The sequence below is a fragment of the Aurantiacibacter marinus genome, from assembly GCF_001021555.1.
In the GTDB taxonomy this organism is placed as follows: Bacteria; Pseudomonadota; Alphaproteobacteria; order Sphingomonadales; family Sphingomonadaceae; genus Alteraurantiacibacter; species Alteraurantiacibacter marinus.
In genome coordinates this window covers 720,734-738,779 of sequence record NZ_LDCP01000001.1, presented here as the reverse complement: position 1 = coordinate 738,779, position 18,046 = coordinate 720,734, and the positions used below count along the sequence as shown (strand labels likewise).

The following is an 18,046-nucleotide window of genomic DNA, read 5'->3' as shown; positions in this document are numbered from 1 at the left end:
GAATGTTCTGCCAAGCTCTTTGCGGTAAAGTCTTGATGGGGTGGCAGTGGTTAAAGATCCTGTGTTTTTGATCGTAATGACTACGATCGCGGGCCTCGCAGCGACCGGAGTGTTTCAGAGTTCGGCTGCGTGTGCGCAGGATACCGTCATCGCAACGGGCGAAGCCTTAGCAGACACCATCATAGTCACTGCGCAGGGCCGAGACGAGAACCTTCAGGATGTTCCGTTGGCATTGACGAAATTGACCGAAGAGATGCTGGTCGCCCGCGACATCCGAAGCTTGCAGGATCTCAACGGTGTAGTTCCGGGTTTTGTCACCACCAGCACCGTAGGATACAGTGCAGCACCGCTGAGCATTCGCGGGATAGGCGGCGCGAATGGTGGCGGGAATGTTTTCAATGACGAGCCGGTCGCCGTTTATGTCGATGGGGTCTACATTGCCCGCTTGAGCTTCCCTACCGCAGATTTGCTCGATGTCGGATCAATACAGGTGCTGCGCGGACCACAGGGCACGCTTTACGGCCGGAATTCGACCGCAGGCTCTGTTCTTGTGAGTACGAACAGGCCCACGAAGTATTTCGAGGGGTACGTCAGGATGAGCGGCACCAGCGTCGGCAATTACGCCACAAGCGCCATCGCTTCCGGGCCTCTGTCTGACCGCTTGTCCGCTAGACTGGCACTTCAATATTCGAACCGCGATGGCTTTGGCACCAATACCGTCACGGGCCGCGATGCTGGCGGTTCGGAAGTTTCCACCGGTCGACTATCGCTTCGTTACGAGCCCAATGGTTCAATCACACTGGATCTTATCGGTGAGTATCAGGAGCGCTCGGCCAACCCGGCACTCATCGCTCTCACAAGTGTCGGGGAGACCGGCGTCGCCTCACCCTTTGTGCCGCGAGAAGACCTGGCACAGGTTCTGGAACGCGATGAGTTTGCCTTCGATGATCAGTCCTTCACCAATTCGGAAACCTACGCGATCACCCTGTCAGGCCAGATCGATTTAGGCTTCGCGCACCTCCGAACGACCACCGGATATCGCGAATGGCAGCAGGTCGGCGCCCAGGATTCCGATAGTACCGCTCTCCGGCTTTTCAACAATGAGGGCAGTACATCTTCCCATCAGTTTTCCCAGGAATTCCGGCTGGCATCCAAGGACGATGGCCGCTTGTCCTGGCTCATTGGCGGCTATTATCTGGATGAGCAGACAGGGCTTTCCTTCGCTATCAGGAATTTCCAAGGATTGTTCAGGCTCGGCACGCAGGCAAGCTACGTTGCTGCACAACAAACCCAGACATTCGCGGCCTTTGCCGATTTTACCTATGCCATCAACGAGCAGTTTTCGGTAACGCTTGGAGGACGATACAGCACAGAAGAAAAGCATTTCACGAACGACCAGATCGTAACAATCATCAACGGAGGGACCTTGCCGCCATTCTTCCTGGGCGGGGCCACCCTTCCTGCGGGTGCGGTTTTTGTCGATCCATCCCTTTTCGAAGATGCCGCATCGTTCGACGATTACTCCCCCCGCGCGGTGATCAGCTACTCGCCCGGTGACAATACTCTGCTGTACGCAAGTTACAGCCACGGCTTCAAGAGCGGCGGATTCAATTCATTTGGATTGGCTCCCGCATTCGGCTCTGAAGGTATCGACGCTTTCGAAATCGGGCTTAAGTCCGATCTCGCTCAGGATAGGATCCGGTTAAATTTAGCGGGTTTCAGCTACGATTACACCAATCTGCAAATCCGTCTTCCCGTGCCGACTGGTGGAGTGGACATTCAAAACCTCGGCTCTGCCGAGATTGTGGGATTTGAACTGGAGGGGACTGCCGTTGTCAGCGATGGATTAACGTTGTCAGCGAATATCGCCTTCCTCGATACAACGATCAGCGAGGGAATGATCCCTGCGGTCTTTTCCGGAACGCCGCCAATACCGATTGGCGCTCCACTGCCACTTGCGCCGGTCGATGTCACCGGCAACCGCTTGACCAGGGCACCTGAATTCCAAGGTTACGCCAATGTCCGATACCAGCGCCCGATTGGTTCGCTGGAGGCTGTCGCTAGCGCTACGTACAGATACCAGAGCAGTGTTTATTACCTTGAGACCAATCAGGATGCGTCAACCTTCAGAAATACTGCGTGGGATGAGGTCGACATAAGGGTATCGCTTGCGGATCCTGGCACAACTTGGGAATTGGCATTTTTCGGCCAGAACATTTTCGACAACCGGCACATTACTGCTGTTACTGCCCTTGGCGGATTTCCCAATGCGGCACTAAATGAGCCGGCACGGTGGGGATTGGCGGCAACCGTCAGATTTTAACGGCACAGTCGCGGAAACGATGCGCTTCTTTCAAACTAAGATCCGGATAGATTCCAAGGGAAAGCTTCGTCTTCTTGCCCGCGAATCCGATTTTCAAGTTCCAGCGCTTTGAGCCGCTAGGAGTTACAAGAAGATAGAGCCCCTTCTCATCTCATAATTTCCAATGCTTCTCTCATGGCTTAGCGCCACGGATCATTATGTCCGTCAGCGACATTGGGGCCTTTTCATCAAGACCAGCCGAAATCAGCCAGTGAAATCTCGAAAAGCCCCCGGTTGCGAGCGGTCTTTGGTGAACGCAGGCGGCCAGCGAAGCTTGTTTTTCGGCAGATTTCTGCGGTTTTGGCAACCGTCAGCGGCCACCTCTGAATGATGTATGGTGCCAGAAGAGGACTCGAAAATGCCTTATATCTGATTGATCTACAAGGTCTTTTAAATCGGGTTTTTCAATTATTCCCCCAATGATGCCCCCAGATCGATCTTCCGTCCCCGCATTTGTAGGGGTACTTCCTAGCTTTCGCGCCCTACTCCGCGCTGGTCAAATTCGATCCATTGTTACCGCGACGAATACGATCGTATACCTCGCGCGCCAAGTGGTCCTGTGCAGCAATGCGAAACTGTTTGTCGCTCATCACCCGGTTGAAGATTTCATCATTCCCTTCCATCCGCTGAATGAAGAGGTCATCGAGCACGCGGCTGAAGAAGGCGCTAAAGTTTGCCTCATTGTTTGCCTTCGCCGCTTCGACAATCTTCTCATCCCTTTCAGCGGAGGCGCGAACCTGATCGAAGAAGAGCTGATCTGCCTCGGTGAAGTCGGTGCCAAAGCGTTCGTTCAGCTTTTCCACCAACGTCGATAGGGCAACCGCGATGTCCTTTTCGCGCGCCGTGCCAACATCGGTCGGCCCCTTGAGTGGATCGGTTTCGCCCTCGGATAGATCGATCGTGCCCTCCCCCACCTGCTGAAGGCGGAAAAACTTGAGCGCAACGTCATCATCGAGCGTGAACTTGGTCCCATCGCCCGGCTGGGGCAGCTTAGGCGACAGATTGCGGAGGAAGGCATAGAGCTGCTCAAGCCCATCATCGAAGTAGGGCATGATCTGCGAGAGGAAGGAATACAGGTTTCGGAAGGCAGTAAGCTGACCGCGAAACTCGTCCTGAATTGCCTCTGCTAACCTCTCGAACCGATCAACGCAGCGATCGAGTATCGCGTTCATAATGCGATGGTCCTGCCCACTATGGTCACGGCGGGCTTTGAACCAGATTTCAGAAAAATCCCGCACGTCATCCGGCGTGAACACCGCAGGTTGCAGCAGCTTGTGGTGCAACTCGTTCAGCTTCTGGGGATCGGCGTTTTCGCCAACCGGCGTCGTCTCGTAGTAAGGCTTGAAGGCTGCAAAAATGTCGCCCTCCTCATTCTTGAAGTCGAGCACGAAAGTGCGCGTCTTGCCGGGTGCCGTGCGGTTCAATCGTGACAAGGTCTGCACGGCCTGCACACCCGCCAGCTTTTTCACCACATACATGGTTTGCAGCAACGGCTGGTCGAAGCCGGTTTGATACTTCTCCGCCACAATCAGCACGCGGTATTCATCGCCGCCGAACCGTTCGGGCAGCTCCTTTTCGGGCAGGCCATCATTCATGCCGACTTCGGTGAAGGCAGAGCCGGGATCATCTGGGTCTTCCACCGTGCCGGAGAAGGCCACCAGTGCCCGGATGCCCTGATACCCTTTGTCCTTGATGTAGCGATCGAAGGCCTGCTTGTATTTCACAGCCGAAAGCCGAGAACCGGTGACGACCATCGCCTTCGCGCGCCCGCCCAACTCGTGCATCACCTTCAGTCGAAAATGCTCAATGATGACCTGCACCACCTGCTCGATATTGACGGGGTGCAGCTCCAGGAATTGTCCCAGCGCCTTAGCAGCTTTCTTCTTCGGCACGTCCGGATCATTCTCGACCTGCTTCACCAGCCCGAAGAAGCGCTTGTAAGTCGTGTAGTTTTGCAGAACGTCGAGGATGAAGCCTTCTTCGATCGCCTGCCGCATCGTATATTCGTGAAACGGCGAAGCGCCCGACGGCCCCGGTTCGTCAAACACGGCCTTGGTCTTAAACTTGGGCGTTGCGGTGAAGGCGAAGAAGCTGAGATTCGGCTGTCGCGCGCGGCTCATCATTTCCTGCCGGATGCGCGCCTTGGCTTCATCCGAAACGTCGCCATCCTCTTCATCATCCAACTGCCCAGCTATAGCATCTGCAATGCCGTCCTTGTTGAGGATGCCCTTGAGTGCCTTCACCGTCTCGCCCGATTGCGAACTATGCGCCTCGTCCACGATCACCGCGAACCGCCTTTCGCGCGTAGCGATGGCAAGGCTCTCGCCCTTGCCATCGAGTGTCTTGATAGCTTGGCTGATGAAGGGAAACTTCTGGATGGTCGAAATGATGATTGGCGTTCCGCCCGCCAGCGCTTTGGCAAGCTGCTGCGTGTTTTCGTCGATCTTCTCGACCACGCCTGTCTTGTGCTCGAATTGATAGATCGTGTTCTGCAATTGCTGATCAAGCACGCGCCGGTCCGTGATGACGATGACCGAGTGAAATACCTTCTGGTCATCGGCATCGTGCAGTGTCGCCAACCGGTGGGCCAACCACGCAATGCTGTTCGATTTGCCCGAACCAGCCGAATGCTGAACCAGATAGTTGCGCCCCGATCCATTCGCACGGGCATGGCCGACCAGCTTACGCACGGCGTCTAGCTGATGATAGCGCGGGAAGATCATCGCTTCCTTTCGGATGATGCGATGACCGCTGGTTGTCTCAACCCGGCGCTCGGTCACGTCGAGATGCATGAAGCGTTGCAAAATATCGAGCAGGCTGTCGCGTGCCAGCACTTCATCCCACAGATAATGCGTTCGCCAGTTACCTTCGACTGGGGGATTGCCCGCGCCGTAATTGTGCCCGCGGTTGAAGGGCAGGAAGTAGGTATCGGCTCCCTTCAGCTCCGTCGCCATCCACGCTTCATCGGGATCTACCGCAAAATGCACCAGCGCCCGCTCCTTGAAGCGGAACAGCTGATCGCGCCCGTCGCGGTCGATCATATATTGCTTGCGGGCATCCTCAGCGCGTTGGCCGGTGAGCGGGTTCTTGAGTTCCACGGTGACGACGGGCAGACCGTTGACGGACAAGACTACGTCGAGGATGCATTTGCGCTTCTGCCCATCAGGGCGCTTCAGCACCTCGGAAAGAAATTCGACTTGCCGGGTGATGGTCAGCCGGTTGGCGGCATAGCGCGCCGCGGCTTCCGGGTTCATGGCCGAATTGGGCTGGAAATAGGCTAGGCGCAGTTCCTTGCCATAGCATTTGAAGCCATGGCGTAGCACGCCGAGCGTGCCCTTGCTCGCCAGTTCCTTGGTCAGGCTATCGATGATCGTGGCGGCTGTGCGCTCCTTCAGCATCGCCTCAAGCTGGTCCCAGCGCGTTGGCTGGCTCGCGCGAATGAAGGCAATCACCTCGTCGGGGAACAGCGCGCTCGTGGGATCGAAGCCTTTGGGATCGTCCTTGGCATAGCCGCCATTGGCAATCAGCCCATGCTCAATCGCTGTTTCGAATGCATATTCGGTGTGGTTTGGCATTGTCAGCTGCTCACTTCAAAGGCCACTGCTTGCGTGTGAGCAGGAAATCGTCGGGGTTGCGATAGGTCACGAAAAACTCATAGTGGCCGAACAGGACTTTCAGCTCCTCCGTATAACCAGCGGTGTGGGTCATTTCAGAAAAGATGTCTGCGAGCCAGCGGACCACGCTTAACGTGTAAAATCGCCCATATTTGCGCGCTCGCTCGGTCTGCCCAGTGCGCTCTGATGCCGTTGCAAGATCGGTCATCGCCCTGCCGCGCTCGTCAAAATACAGGACGGAAGCATTGTCGCCCATCATGTCCGCGACCGCCTTTGCCCTTTCGCGCACCCGCGCTTCGCCAGCACGACCGCGATAGTGCTTGTCCAGAGCTGGCTCGACGACCTTCGCCCACCAGCGTTCGACTGGCTCATTTGCTGGATCGAAGGACGGATTGCCAATGGCCTCGAAGTTGGCATAGCGCCCTTTTGATGCTTCCGCGAAAGACGCGAGGCAATCGACAGCGGCCCAGCAGAGGGGATCGCTTGGTTTCGCATATTCCAGCGACAGGCCATGCTTGGTCGCAATCTGATCGGCCTTCTCGACCAGTTCCTTAATTTTGTGACCGTAAGCCTTGACCGCTTTGGCATCGGGAAGCGCGCCGTTATGATCGATCGCATGATCGGCAATCAGGATCAGCTTAGCCAGCCGCTCAATGCCAATCGATAGGCCAAAGAATGCCGTATAGTATTCGCCAAAGCCATCGGCATAGCTGGCGCGGCCTAAGGCGGTCGCGCCCGATCCAATCAATTGGCTGACCAGCGATGCTTCTCGGCGGAGCGCGTGCCATTCAGGCAAGGTGAACGGATCGGTGCGGCCCTTGCTCATTGCAGACCCTCGATCTGGCCAGTGACGGCGGAAGTGATGAGCGCGGAGCGGTATTCGCTGAGCTTTGCAACGCTCTCTTCCACCATTCCCCTTTGGCGGTCGTGCGCGATCATTGCCGCGTCAATATAGGCTGAAATCTCACACTGCTCATGTGCTGGCGGCAATGAGAGTACAACCTCTTTCGAAGTTTCGACGTTGAAGTGCTGCTGAAGCGCACCCTCAGACCCCATCTGGTATTGCGTCTTGGCAATATCGCTATTGAGGAACCAACCAATGTAGCGTGCGTCAGCATTGGTGGGACGCCGGATGATAACGAGGTCAATGCAATTGCAGCCGGCGAGGTCTTGGCTGACCACTGCGGTTGTTCCCGGCGCGCCCGTTCGTACCGAGACAAGGTCGCCTTCGCGCAATGTCGATTTGCGATTTAGCTCATGACCATCGTCGGTGATATTCCGCGTGTCGGATAGGTCGAAGTCCATCGTCTTGATGTTTAGACCGCGAAGGGCGAGTGTTCCCTCATCCGCGTAATAGGCCGCAGGTGTAACAACGATGCCCACTGTGACGCGCGGCGAAACGTATTTCAGCCTCTTGATTTCCCAATGGGCGGGAATTTGGCCGAGCCAGTCGATGCCAGTGTCTTTCATGTGGGCGGCTGGGTCTAGACCGTAGGTGACGGCTTGGGTGATGATCGCCTGCCGCTTTTCGACCAGCCGACCCAGCAGCGCCTGCTTCTTCCCAATCAGCGCATCGATCCGCGCCGTCTTCTCATCCAGAAAAGCGGCAATGCGCTGCTGAATTTGAAGCGGAGGCCACTTCCAAGGCAGCTTCAGAATATCGGCTGGGAGCACTCGCTGATGGCTACGCGTAGCTGATTGCACGATTGCAGAAAGACGGTCAGTGACCTTCTCGCTGCCCCAAAGATAGTAGGCATAGCGTTGGTCAAACTGATCGGACTGGATGGGGATGAACTCGCCCGACGCCAAGGTCGGCATTTCGTCCTGCGGCTCCGCAATGCAGATCGTCTTTTTTCGTGGGTTCAATTTGGACACAAGCAGAGTCGGCGCACGGATCAGTAACTTGGCGCTGTCTATGTCATCAGCAGGTTCGATAAGCGGGCCGCCCGTCGCCTGCACCTGTGGTATCGAATAATGGGCAACCATCTCGCCTTCAAAACGGTCTGGCGAAACCGTTGCGCGATAAGGGTTGCAGAGAAAATCTGCGCGCAACTCCTCCCAATCCGCCGGGAACTCGCTGAGCCAGTTGCCGTCGCTCACACCACCAACCCCTTGAGCAGATCGGCAATCTCGCCTTCGAGGGCCTGAATGTCGTTCTCGATCTCAGCCAGCGGGCGCGGCGGCTTGTAGACATAGAAATGCCGGTTGATCGGGATTTCATAGCCCACTTTAGTCTTGGCGTAATCAACCCAGGCATCGGGCACATGGGGCAGCACTTCGGCGGCCATATAGGCATCGATCGCGGGACGCATTGCCGCCACCAGATCGTCATTGGGCATGTCCGGCCCGAACTTCATCGGCAGGGGCAATCTGGTTCCGGCTGGTAGCGGGATATTCTCGGTATCGCGCAATTCGCTGTCAGCTTCCGGTCTGCCCTTGCTGTCGCGGCATATTTCGGCCTTAGGATCACGCTCGCCCACCGCGGCAAAGATCGCCTTCTTGATCGGGGCGGGCAGTTTCAGCTTTGCCTTCTTCGCGGCAACCTCAAGATCAGCCTCGAACCGATCGCGGTCCATATAGCGCCCATGGCCTTCGAGCGTTGCCAGCAGTGCGCGAATGGCATCCTGCTCAGCCCGCCCAGCCGCTTCCTCGGCCTCGATGGCTTTCCCATCCTTGCGCTTCTTCGACACGGCGAGATTTGCAAAAGCGGTCTGCTCATCCAGCCGCGCAATGCGCTCCGCCGTGGCCTCAAAATTGAGACGCAAAGGCCGCTCGACCGTGACTTTTAGAAAGCCGAACTCGTTGTTGTCGAAGATGCGGCTGACGACCCGCTTTTCCTGCCCGCCGTTGATGGACACAACCTCCGTTTCGCTGTCGCGGAAATTGCCATACAGCTCGGTCAGGCGGGCAATGTGCCCGTCGCTCAGTTCGTTGCGCTTGTTATTGAGGCTCTTCTTCATCTTGGCGAAAAACCGCGTGCCGTCGATCAACTGCACCTTACCCTTGCGCTCTGTCTCCTTGCGGTTGGTGACAAGCCAAACATAGGTGAAGATGCCGGTGTTGTAGAAAAGCTGATCGGGCAGCGCCACGATCGCATCAAGCCAATCATTCTCGATGATCCAGCGCCGGATATTGCTAGGGCCGGAACCGGCGTCACCGCTGAACAGCGGGGAGCCGTTGAAGATGATGGCGATCTTGGAACCCTCGCCGCCCTGATCCGGCGCATCCTTCATCTTGGAAATCATGTGCTGAAGGAAGAGCAGCGATCCATCGTTGATGGCGGGCAGGCCCGCGCCAAAGCGGCCTGAGAAGCCCAGCTCGCCCGCTTCTTTGCTGACGACCTTCTGCTGATCCTTCCACTCGACGCCGAAGGGCGGGTTGGCGAGCATGTAATGGAACTGACGACCAAGGAAGCCATCGCCAGTCTTGCCATCGCCCAGCGTATCACCCAGCACGATGTGGTCGGTTTCCTCATCCTTGATGAGCATGTCCGAGCAGCAGATCGCCCAGCTTTCGTCGTTGTATTCCTGACCGTAGAGGCCGAGGTTGGCGGCGGCGTTTCCGGCGCGTATCGTCTCTTCGGAGACGGACAGCATTCCGCCCGTGCCACAGGCGGGATCGTAAACCTCGCGGTAGACGCCGGGTTTATAAACGTCCTCCTCGCCCGTGTAGACGAGGTTGGTCATTAGACGGATCACCTCGCGCGGGGTGAAGTGATCGCCTGCCTCCTCGTTCGCCTGCTCGTTGAACTTCATCACCAGATGTTCAAAGATGTAGCCCATTTCGATATTGCTGATGGTGTTCGGGTGCAGCTCCACCCCGGCCATGGCTTGCACGATGGCATAGAGGCGATTGCTCGAATCCAACTTTTCGATCTGATCGCCGAACTTGAACTTTTCAAAGATGCGCCGCGCGGTGTCGGAAAAGCCGTTGATATAGGCGACAAGGTTGGGGGCGATGTTCTCACTGTCGCCCAGCAGCTTCTGGAACGTGTAGGGACTGACGTTATAGAGCGGCTGGGTGCGCTTCTCGTCCACAATCCGGGTGAGCAAGCGAGGGATAGCGTTTTCAGGCGTCCCGGCTGCCACAAGCTGCGCGTGCTTCGCGAGCACGGCATCCTTGGTCGGTTCAAGGACGCAATCGAGGCGGCGCAGCACGACCATGGGAAGCATGACGAGACGGTATTGCGGCGGACGGTAAGGGCCGCGCAGCCGGTTCGCTATCTCCCAGATTTTGCCCGCGATTTCCTTGTGACGTTCGGTAAGCACATTATCCCCTCTGTATGGAATGGCTTGATGCCATCGGGGAGCGGTTAAGTCAGCAAAAAGATCGAGAATTCTGAAGGATATTGCATTTTGAGAAAACGAACGCCCTTGTTTTAAGTTGTTTTATTCGTCTTCGAAGAAGATTTGAATAAATATCCAGCGCAGTCTGCGCCTCTACCTCGGAGAATCATCACACCTCCTTGTCTGCGTAAAGCCGCGGAAGTCTGCGACATGCAACGAATGCAGTATGTGTTCATGCCCAAAAACTTGGATATCCCAATGAGTGGCGGGAGTGCGGCACATCATGTTTTAGGGCAATCACAAATCAATGTGCGGTAGGGTGGGAAAGTGGGTAGGTGGGGTAGGGGCGCGATGGCGCTGCAATCCTGACTTGCCACACATTCCCCAGTTTCCCACATTCCTTCTCTTACCCCCACATTACGGGGTATTTGATGGAGGGCGTTGGCGACGGCAGAACCATTTCCCTCCATCGTTCTGCTTCTCTAAAAATTCGGCGCTGTGCTTATTCCACCAGCTTAACGAGACTATCTTGTCTACGGAGACAGCGGCAGCCTTCACCTTTTCGATTTCAACCCATTCTTCAGGTTCGAAATGTCGGAAAAAGTTGTTCAGCCAGAGACGAAACATATTGGGCTTGGCGCTTACCGGTCCGCGCGCTTTACCCACGATGTTTTCGGGACTGAGCGCGGCGTCAAGTTCGCCCCAGTTTGGGCGAGTGGCAAAGATTGGCTTGCCATTGCGAGGATCAATCCCGACTCCGGCCTTTTCTGTCGTGAACCGCCATCCCCCGCCCGGATGCTCAGGCAGATTCCCTTTCACCTGCAATAGCACCTTTGCATGGGGATCGACAAAGCCCTCCTCGTCCGATGGCTGCTGAAGTACCGCGCAAAGGCTACGGCAGGTCTGCGCGAAGGCTGCCGAACCTAGAACTCGATTGAGCATCGAGCGCGACGTGTCCTTGCTAAAGTGCGTTACGCAGACGACCGCGATATTCTGGGCGCTGGCGAAGCGCAGCCAAGGTTCCAGAATGCTGCGAAGCTGACCAGCATCGTTGAGATCGACTTTCCGCAGGCGCTGACCTGGCAGGTAGCTCGTTATCGGGTCGATAACGAGCATCTGGATTGGACGACCTTCTTCGCGAGCATATTGCAACCAGTGCTCGACTAGCTTGAGATCGTCTTGCAGGGAAAAGGTGCTAAGGCTTCCAGCGACCCGTGTTCCAATGATTTCCAAGATGTTGTTAAGGTCCGCGCCGCACGCCGTCAGCCTCGGCACCGTCATTTCTTCGATGCTGTCCTCGCTGCCAAGCCATAAAACGCGCCCCGGTGGCCTGCGCCGGTCCTCATCTTCACCCGGCCATGGGTCACCAGTGCTCACGCGAGCAGCGATATCTGCCAGTACTGTGGACTTTCCAGCCCCGGACTCGCCAGCGAAAATTGTGAGGTAACCAATCGGAATCCAGCCTTCCCAAAGCCAATCGATCGCCCGCATGGTAACACCTGCAAGCAGGCGGCCGACGAGTTCGCGCGAAGACGTTCTTTGCCCCGCGGAACCTGACTGGAACTGCGCCGCATTGCTGTTCGGGTTGACCCATCCCATGCGTTGCGCTTCCGCAAAGACAGCCTTGTAGCCGGTTGAACGCGGGTTGAAGCTTTCCCAGCTTTGCGCGGCATCCCGTGCATTGAATTTTTCTGAAGTCTGGGACCAGTCCACCCAAAGTCCGCGACCAGTGTCGCCCAGCTCTTTGAGGGCCATGCCCATCCTAATCCAAAGGTCACGTTCGTCCGAGCGCAAATGGGCGAGCGCTGATCGAAGCTCGCTCACGGTTTGGGAAGATGCGAATGTGGTCCCAGTCTGGCTGTCACGTTCGGCGGGCTGCGGACTATGCCGGGTCGCCAATTCGGCTTCGACATATTCGGCGAGATCGATTTTCTCACATTGACTGCCGAGTATCGCAGACTGGCCCGTGAAGGTGAAAAAGCGCGCGCGGGGATAGGCTTCAATTCCACTCCCGTTTGCGTTCAAAGGCGTAAATGGGCGACCATAACCGATGATATGCAAGCCATTCCCACTGGGGCTTTGTTCTACGTACCCTTTGCCAGCAAAGTCGCCACGCACCCAGCTATTGGCAATATCAGATAGACCGTTGGCCTCGATATCGTCGAAATCGCAGCCTTGAACTTGCCCGCCCCGACCATCGGGTCCAAGAGCGATGCCAATCCCCGAATAGAATCCATTGACGCCATCAAATGCCGCCAAGGCGGCGTCAAATGTGCAAAGCTGCTGGCGATCAGTTGGACTATCAAGCGTCCCCTTCCTCCTTTTGCCATTGCAGTAATAAGGCACCTTGCGCGGTTTGCCGCCCGGAGATTCGTTCGGCTCGTATTTCCAGAGCAGCCAAATCGGTTGCGCCTGAAGCTCCGCGAGAATGCCGACGGCTGGGGATGAAAATGGTGACGGAGAGCCTTGCTCAGTCATGTTGAAGGTTCCTCCTGAATATAGCTACCCGATTTGCACAGGGGAATCCGCACGGAGATATCACGACGGGGCAACTCTCCCCGATCGCACCTCAACGCGTTCACAGGGCGGTTTCCGGGGCGAATGCAGGATGTTTTACGAGCGACCCGCTCCCAGCCGGGCATGAGCATATTTAGGCGCATGGTTCACGCGCCCCCTTCGATCAATACACGGAGACTTTCGGCAGAAACGATGGTGCGCCGACCAACTCGCGTCACTTTCAGGCGCCCTGCGGCAATGTGGCCATAGATCGTTGTCCGGCCCAAACTCGAGATGCGGCAGGCTTCCCTAATGGAATAGCCCAGCGGGGGTGTTTCAGAATGGGGAAATATCATCGGCTTCGCTCCCACGGGGTCGCGGACGGATTGTCCGGACGCTACGGGGACGAGCAGATAGAGGGAACGAGGCGCCCGAAATACGCACCCGAAATAGGCTCTATCATTTTATTTCGGGTGCAGCCCTCCAAGCGTTGTAGGCGATGCGAATCCGGTTCGTTATGGTTTTTGTGGTTGGCGCTTGTCGCCCCGGATGCTGGTTCAAAAACCATGCCAACAAGGCAGCAGCCTCTTCACTCAAAGTGGGGAGTGTGTCGCCACGTTGCTTACGCCGGTCAAACTCAGCCATATAGAGTGTGAAGCCCTTTTCAGTTCTGCCGGGGTCTCCCGTTCCTTCAGCTTCATCCCTGAACACGGCAGTTGAAGATTGCTCAGGAAGATACGACCGATCGAATTCTACGTTCTTTGCAAAGCCTGAGTAGGTGCCTGCGTCATCCTCAAAAGGCGGGAGATCAAATTCCCCTAGATGCCAATTTGCACTCATGTTTGCGCCTGACTTTACGATGATCTGCCAATAATCCTTTGGGATGATCCTCTCATCATTTTCGTCATTGGGAACCTTGTCTATCTTCTGCCCTCCTCCCGTGACGGGCCTGAATTCGCAATGATAGGCCCCGGCTCGCGCCGGCCAATGTCCGGCAGCAAGATACCGAAAAATCGACGCCTGCGAGCGCTTCCTAGCCTCTGCAATATCCACTTCCATCGCCGAAGCGTAGGCGCGTGTCATGATGGCAAGGGCATCGGCGGGCGAAATCCATCTGCTTTCAAGGTCGCTCATGTGTCTGCGAATAGAGTGAAAAGCCATTGACGAGAAGGCCGGCAATCGTGAAGGCCATTATTGTCGCAAGGCGTCTGTTAATCCAACTTCAATTGATACCGCTATGCTGGAATGCAGCGATTCCGAAAACGCGGTGGCATCCAACAAGCTGTAACGCCAAGAAGGCTGATTTGTGCTAAGTTTTCATGTCATTCCAAGGAACGTCTCAACGCCATCGAGCGCGCGAAACGCCGTTTTCCTTCGGATAGATCAGTGGAACGACTATTCCTTCATCACAATGTTCGATGTTTTAGCTTTCGACGAACAAGGCATTCCTCATGAGCTCGGCAATGTCAAAATAGGCTTCGCAGGGCAAACTGAATCTGTTGCAACATATTCAACGATAAGGGATTCATTCTCGCAGTTGCCTGAAAACTATTTCTCAGCAGGGACCGAAGTTGAATATTATGTGAAGCTTCGAGACGGATTTTCAGACCAATATAGAAAGGCATTTCTAACCGGTCTTCGCGATGTAGTGTTTGACGCGGCCAGGCTTGAAATTGCAGCAAAAGAGAATGTATTTAAGACCGCACATTTGCGATCTTTGAGCATAACTTCGCTCGAAGGCCAGTTTCGACGCGTTCTTGCAGGCCACGCGCCGGTAACTGACTACGATTTTCGCTTCACGCTCGACCCGCGCCCGAAGCGAGCTGGATATCAGCTATCATTCAAAGTATCGGCCCATTCGAAACCGAGCACCAACGTTCATGCCCTTATAGGTCGCAATGGTGTCGGCAAAACAACATTGCTCAACGCGATGACGAGGTCGATCGCAACCGAGGCAAATGAAGGTGCACGTTTCGAATCTGAAGACGCTTGGGGACTGCAGTTCGAACCAATCGGTCCAGGCTATTTTAGCAGTGTTGTATCGATTTCCTTCAGCGCTTTCGATCCATTCAACCCGCCTGAAGAACAGCACGATCCGACTAAGGGGACGTGTTACTTCTATATTGGGCTAAAGAGCTATGCAGATGAGGACGGCGCGATCCTCAAATCGCTCAATGATCTATATATTGAGTTTGTCGAGAGCTTGGACATCTGCCTTAGCGAAGCGGGGAAACGGCGGCGCTGGTTGGCTGCGATCCAGACGCTAGAGAGCGACGATAACTTTGCCGAAATGAATCTTGCAAGTCTGAGCGGTCTAGAGGACGACGCGAGGAAAGAGGCAGCCCTCTCGCTACAAAAGCGGATGAGTTCTGGTCATGCGATTGTGCTTCTAACGATCACCAAACTGGTCGCACGCCTTGAAGAAAAGACGCTAGTTCTTTTTGACGAGCCGGAGAGCCATCTGCATCCGCCGCTTTTGTCAGCCTTGATTCGAAGTCTGAGCGAGTTGCTTTACGATCGCAATGCGGTTGCCATCATTGCGACACACTCGCCGGTAGTCCTTCAGGAAATCCCAAAATCCTGTGTATGGAAGATCATGCGTATCGGGCTAGCTTCGTCCTCTTCGCGCCCGGAGAACGAAACATTCGGCGAGAATGTCGGCCTTCTAACGCGCGATGTCTTTGGACTTGAGGTAGCTAAATCGGGTTTCAATGCCCTGCTCGCAAAAGAGGCTGAACAAGCCCCGACATACGAGCAAGCCCTCGCTGCATTTGGGCAGCAAGTTGGCTTTGAAGGCCGCGCCATTCTTCGGTCACTGATGCGTGGTCGAGGCAAACCGTAGATCATGCGTCGTTTGCCCTCGCCTCTTATAGATTTTCGCACAGCCCTTTCCGAAGCCATTAGCGGAGTCGGGGACGCGACCGTTCGGGCAAACTATCAGGCGCAGTTCGCCGATCCAAATGATGTCGCGATCGAGACTGAGTTTCAAGCGAGTGCGCAAACTGCGATGCTTTATAGCCTGCCCCGCATCGCGAGCGATGACGGCGATCTAGTGGTTTATGGCAACTTGCGAAAATCGGCTCTTACAAAACTATACACTCAGTACTTTGTGCCGAAGGGAAAGCCTGCGCGGCAACTTTACGACCGGCTCAAGCTAACGGCCAATGGAAAGTGCCCGCTTTGTGGTGATATCGGCCACGTCCGCACACTCGATCACTATATTCCGAAGGCTAATTTTCCGCTCTATTCCGTGATGCCGGGAAACTTGATCCCATGCTGCCGCGATTGCAACACAGAGAAGCTGGACGCCTTTTCGGCAACACTCGATGGGCAGACTCTTCACCCTTATTTCGACGACGAAAAATTTTTCGATGAGCAATGGGTTGCCGCACGAGTGATCCCAAGCGGACCTCCTGTTATCGAATATTACATCTCACCCCCGGATTACTGGTCTCCGGCAGAAAAGAGCCGCGTTGCCGCTCATTTTCTAGAGTATGACTTGGCCGAACGTTTTGGCGTTGAAGCCGGAGCGGACCTTTCCGAAACTATCGATACCCGTAGAACCACGCTTCGAGATTTCAGTCCCGTAGAGTATGCCGAATATCTCCGGGAAAAGAGCGTCAATATGAGTCTGCCCGTGAACAACTGGCGTAGAGTAATGTTCTCGTGTCTCGCTAGCGATGAATGGTTCTGTTCACATCCCCACTGATTATCGGACGTTCCGACGTTCATCTAAATAGTCGCTCCACCACTGCGCCATGCGGACACGCTCATCCCAATATAGCCCGCGATGGTAGGCGCCGCGTGTTGCATTGCTCTCGCCATGGGCGAGAGCGCGCTCGATCGCGTCGGGGTTCCAGAGCCCGCTTTGATTGAGCAGCGTCGAGGCCGTGGCGCGCAACCCATGTGCGGTAACTTCGTCTTTATCGAAACCCATTCGCCTGAACGAGGCGTTCAAGGTATTCTCACTCATCGGGCGCGAGTGCCCATAGGCTGAGGGAAACACATATTTACCGGAGCCGGTAAATTCGCGCAGTTCTAGGAGCATGTGCTTGACCTGATCCGACAACGGCACCGAATGAGGTCGCCGCGCTTTCATTTTTCCTGCGGGCAAATTCCAGATGCCTGCTTCAAAGTCGAACTCCGACCATTCGGCGTGACGCAATTCGCCCGGTCTTACGAACACATGTGGAGCAATTTGCAGAGCCGCCTTGGTTACGGGGCCGCCGGAGAACACCTCGATGGCGCGCAGAAGCTCGCCCAGCTTGGTTGGTTCGAGGATTGCAGCATAGTGCTTGGCCTTGGGAGTGGTCAGCGCGCCTTTGAGCAGGTGGGCAGGATCTGAACTGCATCGCCCGGTCGCCGCTGCGTATCGGAAAACACGACTAGCGAAGGATCGGCACTTCTTGGCCGTTTCAAAGCGCCCGCGCATCTGCACTCGCATGAGAGCCGCTAGCAGCATTTGCTGATCGACCTCTGCGATTGGCATGTTACCAATGGCAGGCTCCAGCTGCTCAAGAAACCAATGCGCTTTGCTGATGGTTGTTTTCGCGCGTGCCTCGGCGACCATCTTCCTTTCAATGTATTCACGGGCGACCGAACTGAAAGTGTTAGCTGCGCTAATCTTTGCCGCCACTTTACCGCGTTTGCGCTCAAGTGCTGGATCGAGACCATGGGACAGCTTGGCCTTCTCTTCGTCGCGCTTGGCGCGCGCATCTTTGAGCGAGACTGCCGGGTATGCCCCCAGCGCCAACCGCTTTTCCTTCCCTGCAACGCGGAACTTCCAACGCCACAGTTTTGAGCCGTTTGGGAAGACTTCGATGTAGAGGCCACCACCGTCCGCCTTGCGGTAGTTCTTCTCGCGCGGCTTCATCGCTTTGATTTCGATGTCTTTTAGAGGCATCTGGGGGCACCAAGTTTCACCAAAAACGAGCAATTGGGGGAACATGCCCCCTCCGATGCCCCCAGAATCAGGCGATTTTCAACGAACATGCGCGAATGCTCCCGAACGCTTCGGAGCAATTTATCCCAGATTTCCGTGAGTTTCTCAACCGTTCGCGAACATTGACGAACAATAAAATGGTGCCCAGAAGAGGACTCGAACCTCCACGCCCTTGCGAGCGCCAGCACCTGAAGCTGGTGCGTCTACCAATTCCGCCATCTGGGCACCGGAGCAGTTCGGTCGTCTTGATCCGACTGCGGGTAGGGGCGCGCAGTTAGGACAGGGCGGGCTGCGAGTCAACGCGGCTCTTGGCTTTGCGACACGAATTTCCGCTTGGCAGGTTGCG

At 55.8% G+C, this 18,046-nt stretch carries 11 protein-coding genes, 1 tRNA gene and 1 pseudogene; 3 read left to right on the top strand and 10 right to left on the bottom strand.

From position 1 onward, the window contains the following. The first annotated feature begins 76 nt into the window (after nucleotides 1–76). On the top strand, nucleotides 77–2,323 hold the full coding sequence (locus tag AB731_RS03655) for a TonB-dependent receptor (protein WP_156167346.1): 2,247 nt from the start codon (nucleotides 77–79) through the stop codon (nucleotides 2,321–2,323). On the opposite strand, the pseudogene AB731_RS14200 reads toward AB731_RS03655, so the two are convergent. From AB731_RS14200 to AB731_RS03625, 8 genes and pseudogenes are all read right to left on the bottom strand, one after another. Then, nucleotides 2,313–2,462, bottom strand: a pseudogene (locus tag AB731_RS14200) (Arm DNA-binding domain-containing protein); the annotation flags it as partial. The gene AB731_RS03655 and the pseudogene AB731_RS14200 sit on opposite strands and share 11 nt — an antisense overlap. Before the next feature lie 382 nt (nucleotides 2,463–2,844). Then, nucleotides 2,845–5,937, bottom strand: coding sequence for a type I restriction endonuclease subunit R (locus AB731_RS03650; protein WP_047092377.1), 3,093 nt, complete (start codon nucleotides 5,935–5,937; stop codon nucleotides 2,845–2,847). A 10-nt stretch (nucleotides 5,938–5,947) separates the two neighbouring features. Further along, on the bottom strand, nucleotides 5,948–6,802 hold the full coding sequence (locus tag AB731_RS03645) for a hypothetical protein (protein WP_047092378.1): 855 nt from the start codon (nucleotides 6,800–6,802) through the stop codon (nucleotides 5,948–5,950). Further along, nucleotides 6,799–8,076 carry a restriction endonuclease subunit S domain-containing protein gene (locus AB731_RS13570; RefSeq protein ID WP_052768858.1) on the bottom strand — a complete coding sequence of 426 codons (1,278 nt, stop codon included), beginning with the start codon at nucleotides 8,074–8,076 and terminating at the stop codon, nucleotides 6,799–6,801. The genes AB731_RS03645 and AB731_RS13570 overlap by 4 nt, the downstream gene beginning before the upstream one ends. Further along, entirely contained in the window at nucleotides 8,073–10,244 is a 2,172-nt protein-coding gene (locus AB731_RS03635) for a type I restriction-modification system subunit M (protein ID WP_047092379.1), read from the bottom strand. The genes AB731_RS13570 and AB731_RS03635 overlap by 4 nt, the downstream gene beginning before the upstream one ends. A gap of 435 nt (nucleotides 10,245–10,679) precedes the next feature. Beyond that, nucleotides 10,680–12,740 carry an AAA family ATPase gene (locus AB731_RS03630; RefSeq protein ID WP_047092380.1) on the bottom strand — a complete coding sequence of 687 codons (2,061 nt, stop codon included), beginning with the start codon at nucleotides 12,738–12,740 and terminating at the stop codon, nucleotides 10,680–10,682. A 185-nt stretch (nucleotides 12,741–12,925) separates the two neighbouring features. Then, the gene (locus AB731_RS13750; RefSeq protein WP_082126327.1) at nucleotides 12,926–13,114 is read right to left on the bottom strand and encodes a helix-turn-helix domain-containing protein; all 189 of its coding nucleotides are present in this window, start codon (nucleotides 13,112–13,114) and stop codon (nucleotides 12,926–12,928) included. Nucleotides 13,115–13,217: 103 nt separating this feature from the next. Then, on the bottom strand, nucleotides 13,218–13,892 hold the full coding sequence (locus AB731_RS03625; protein WP_047092381.1) for a hypothetical protein: 675 nt from the start codon (nucleotides 13,890–13,892) through the stop codon (nucleotides 13,218–13,220). A gap of 277 nt (nucleotides 13,893–14,169) precedes the next feature. On the opposite strand from AB731_RS03625, the gene AB731_RS03620 reads away from it, so the two are divergent. Continuing rightward, complete coding sequence (locus AB731_RS03620; protein ID WP_197076211.1) at nucleotides 14,170–15,600, top strand: AAA family ATPase; 1,431 nt, start codon at nucleotides 14,170–14,172, stop codon at nucleotides 15,598–15,600. A gap of 3 nt (nucleotides 15,601–15,603) precedes the next feature. Continuing rightward, nucleotides 15,604–16,467, top strand: coding sequence for an HNH endonuclease (locus tag AB731_RS03615; protein WP_047092383.1), 864 nt, complete (start codon nucleotides 15,604–15,606; stop codon nucleotides 16,465–16,467). On the opposite strand, the gene AB731_RS03610 is transcribed toward AB731_RS03615, so the two are convergent. Next, complete coding sequence (locus AB731_RS03610; protein WP_047092384.1) at nucleotides 16,468–17,661, bottom strand: tyrosine-type recombinase/integrase; 1,194 nt, start codon at nucleotides 17,659–17,661, stop codon at nucleotides 16,468–16,470. Between the two features lie 177 nt (nucleotides 17,662–17,838). Next, nucleotides 17,839–17,925: transfer RNA gene (locus AB731_RS03605), tRNA-Leu, on the bottom strand. Between the last annotated feature and the right edge of the window lie 121 nt (nucleotides 17,926–18,046).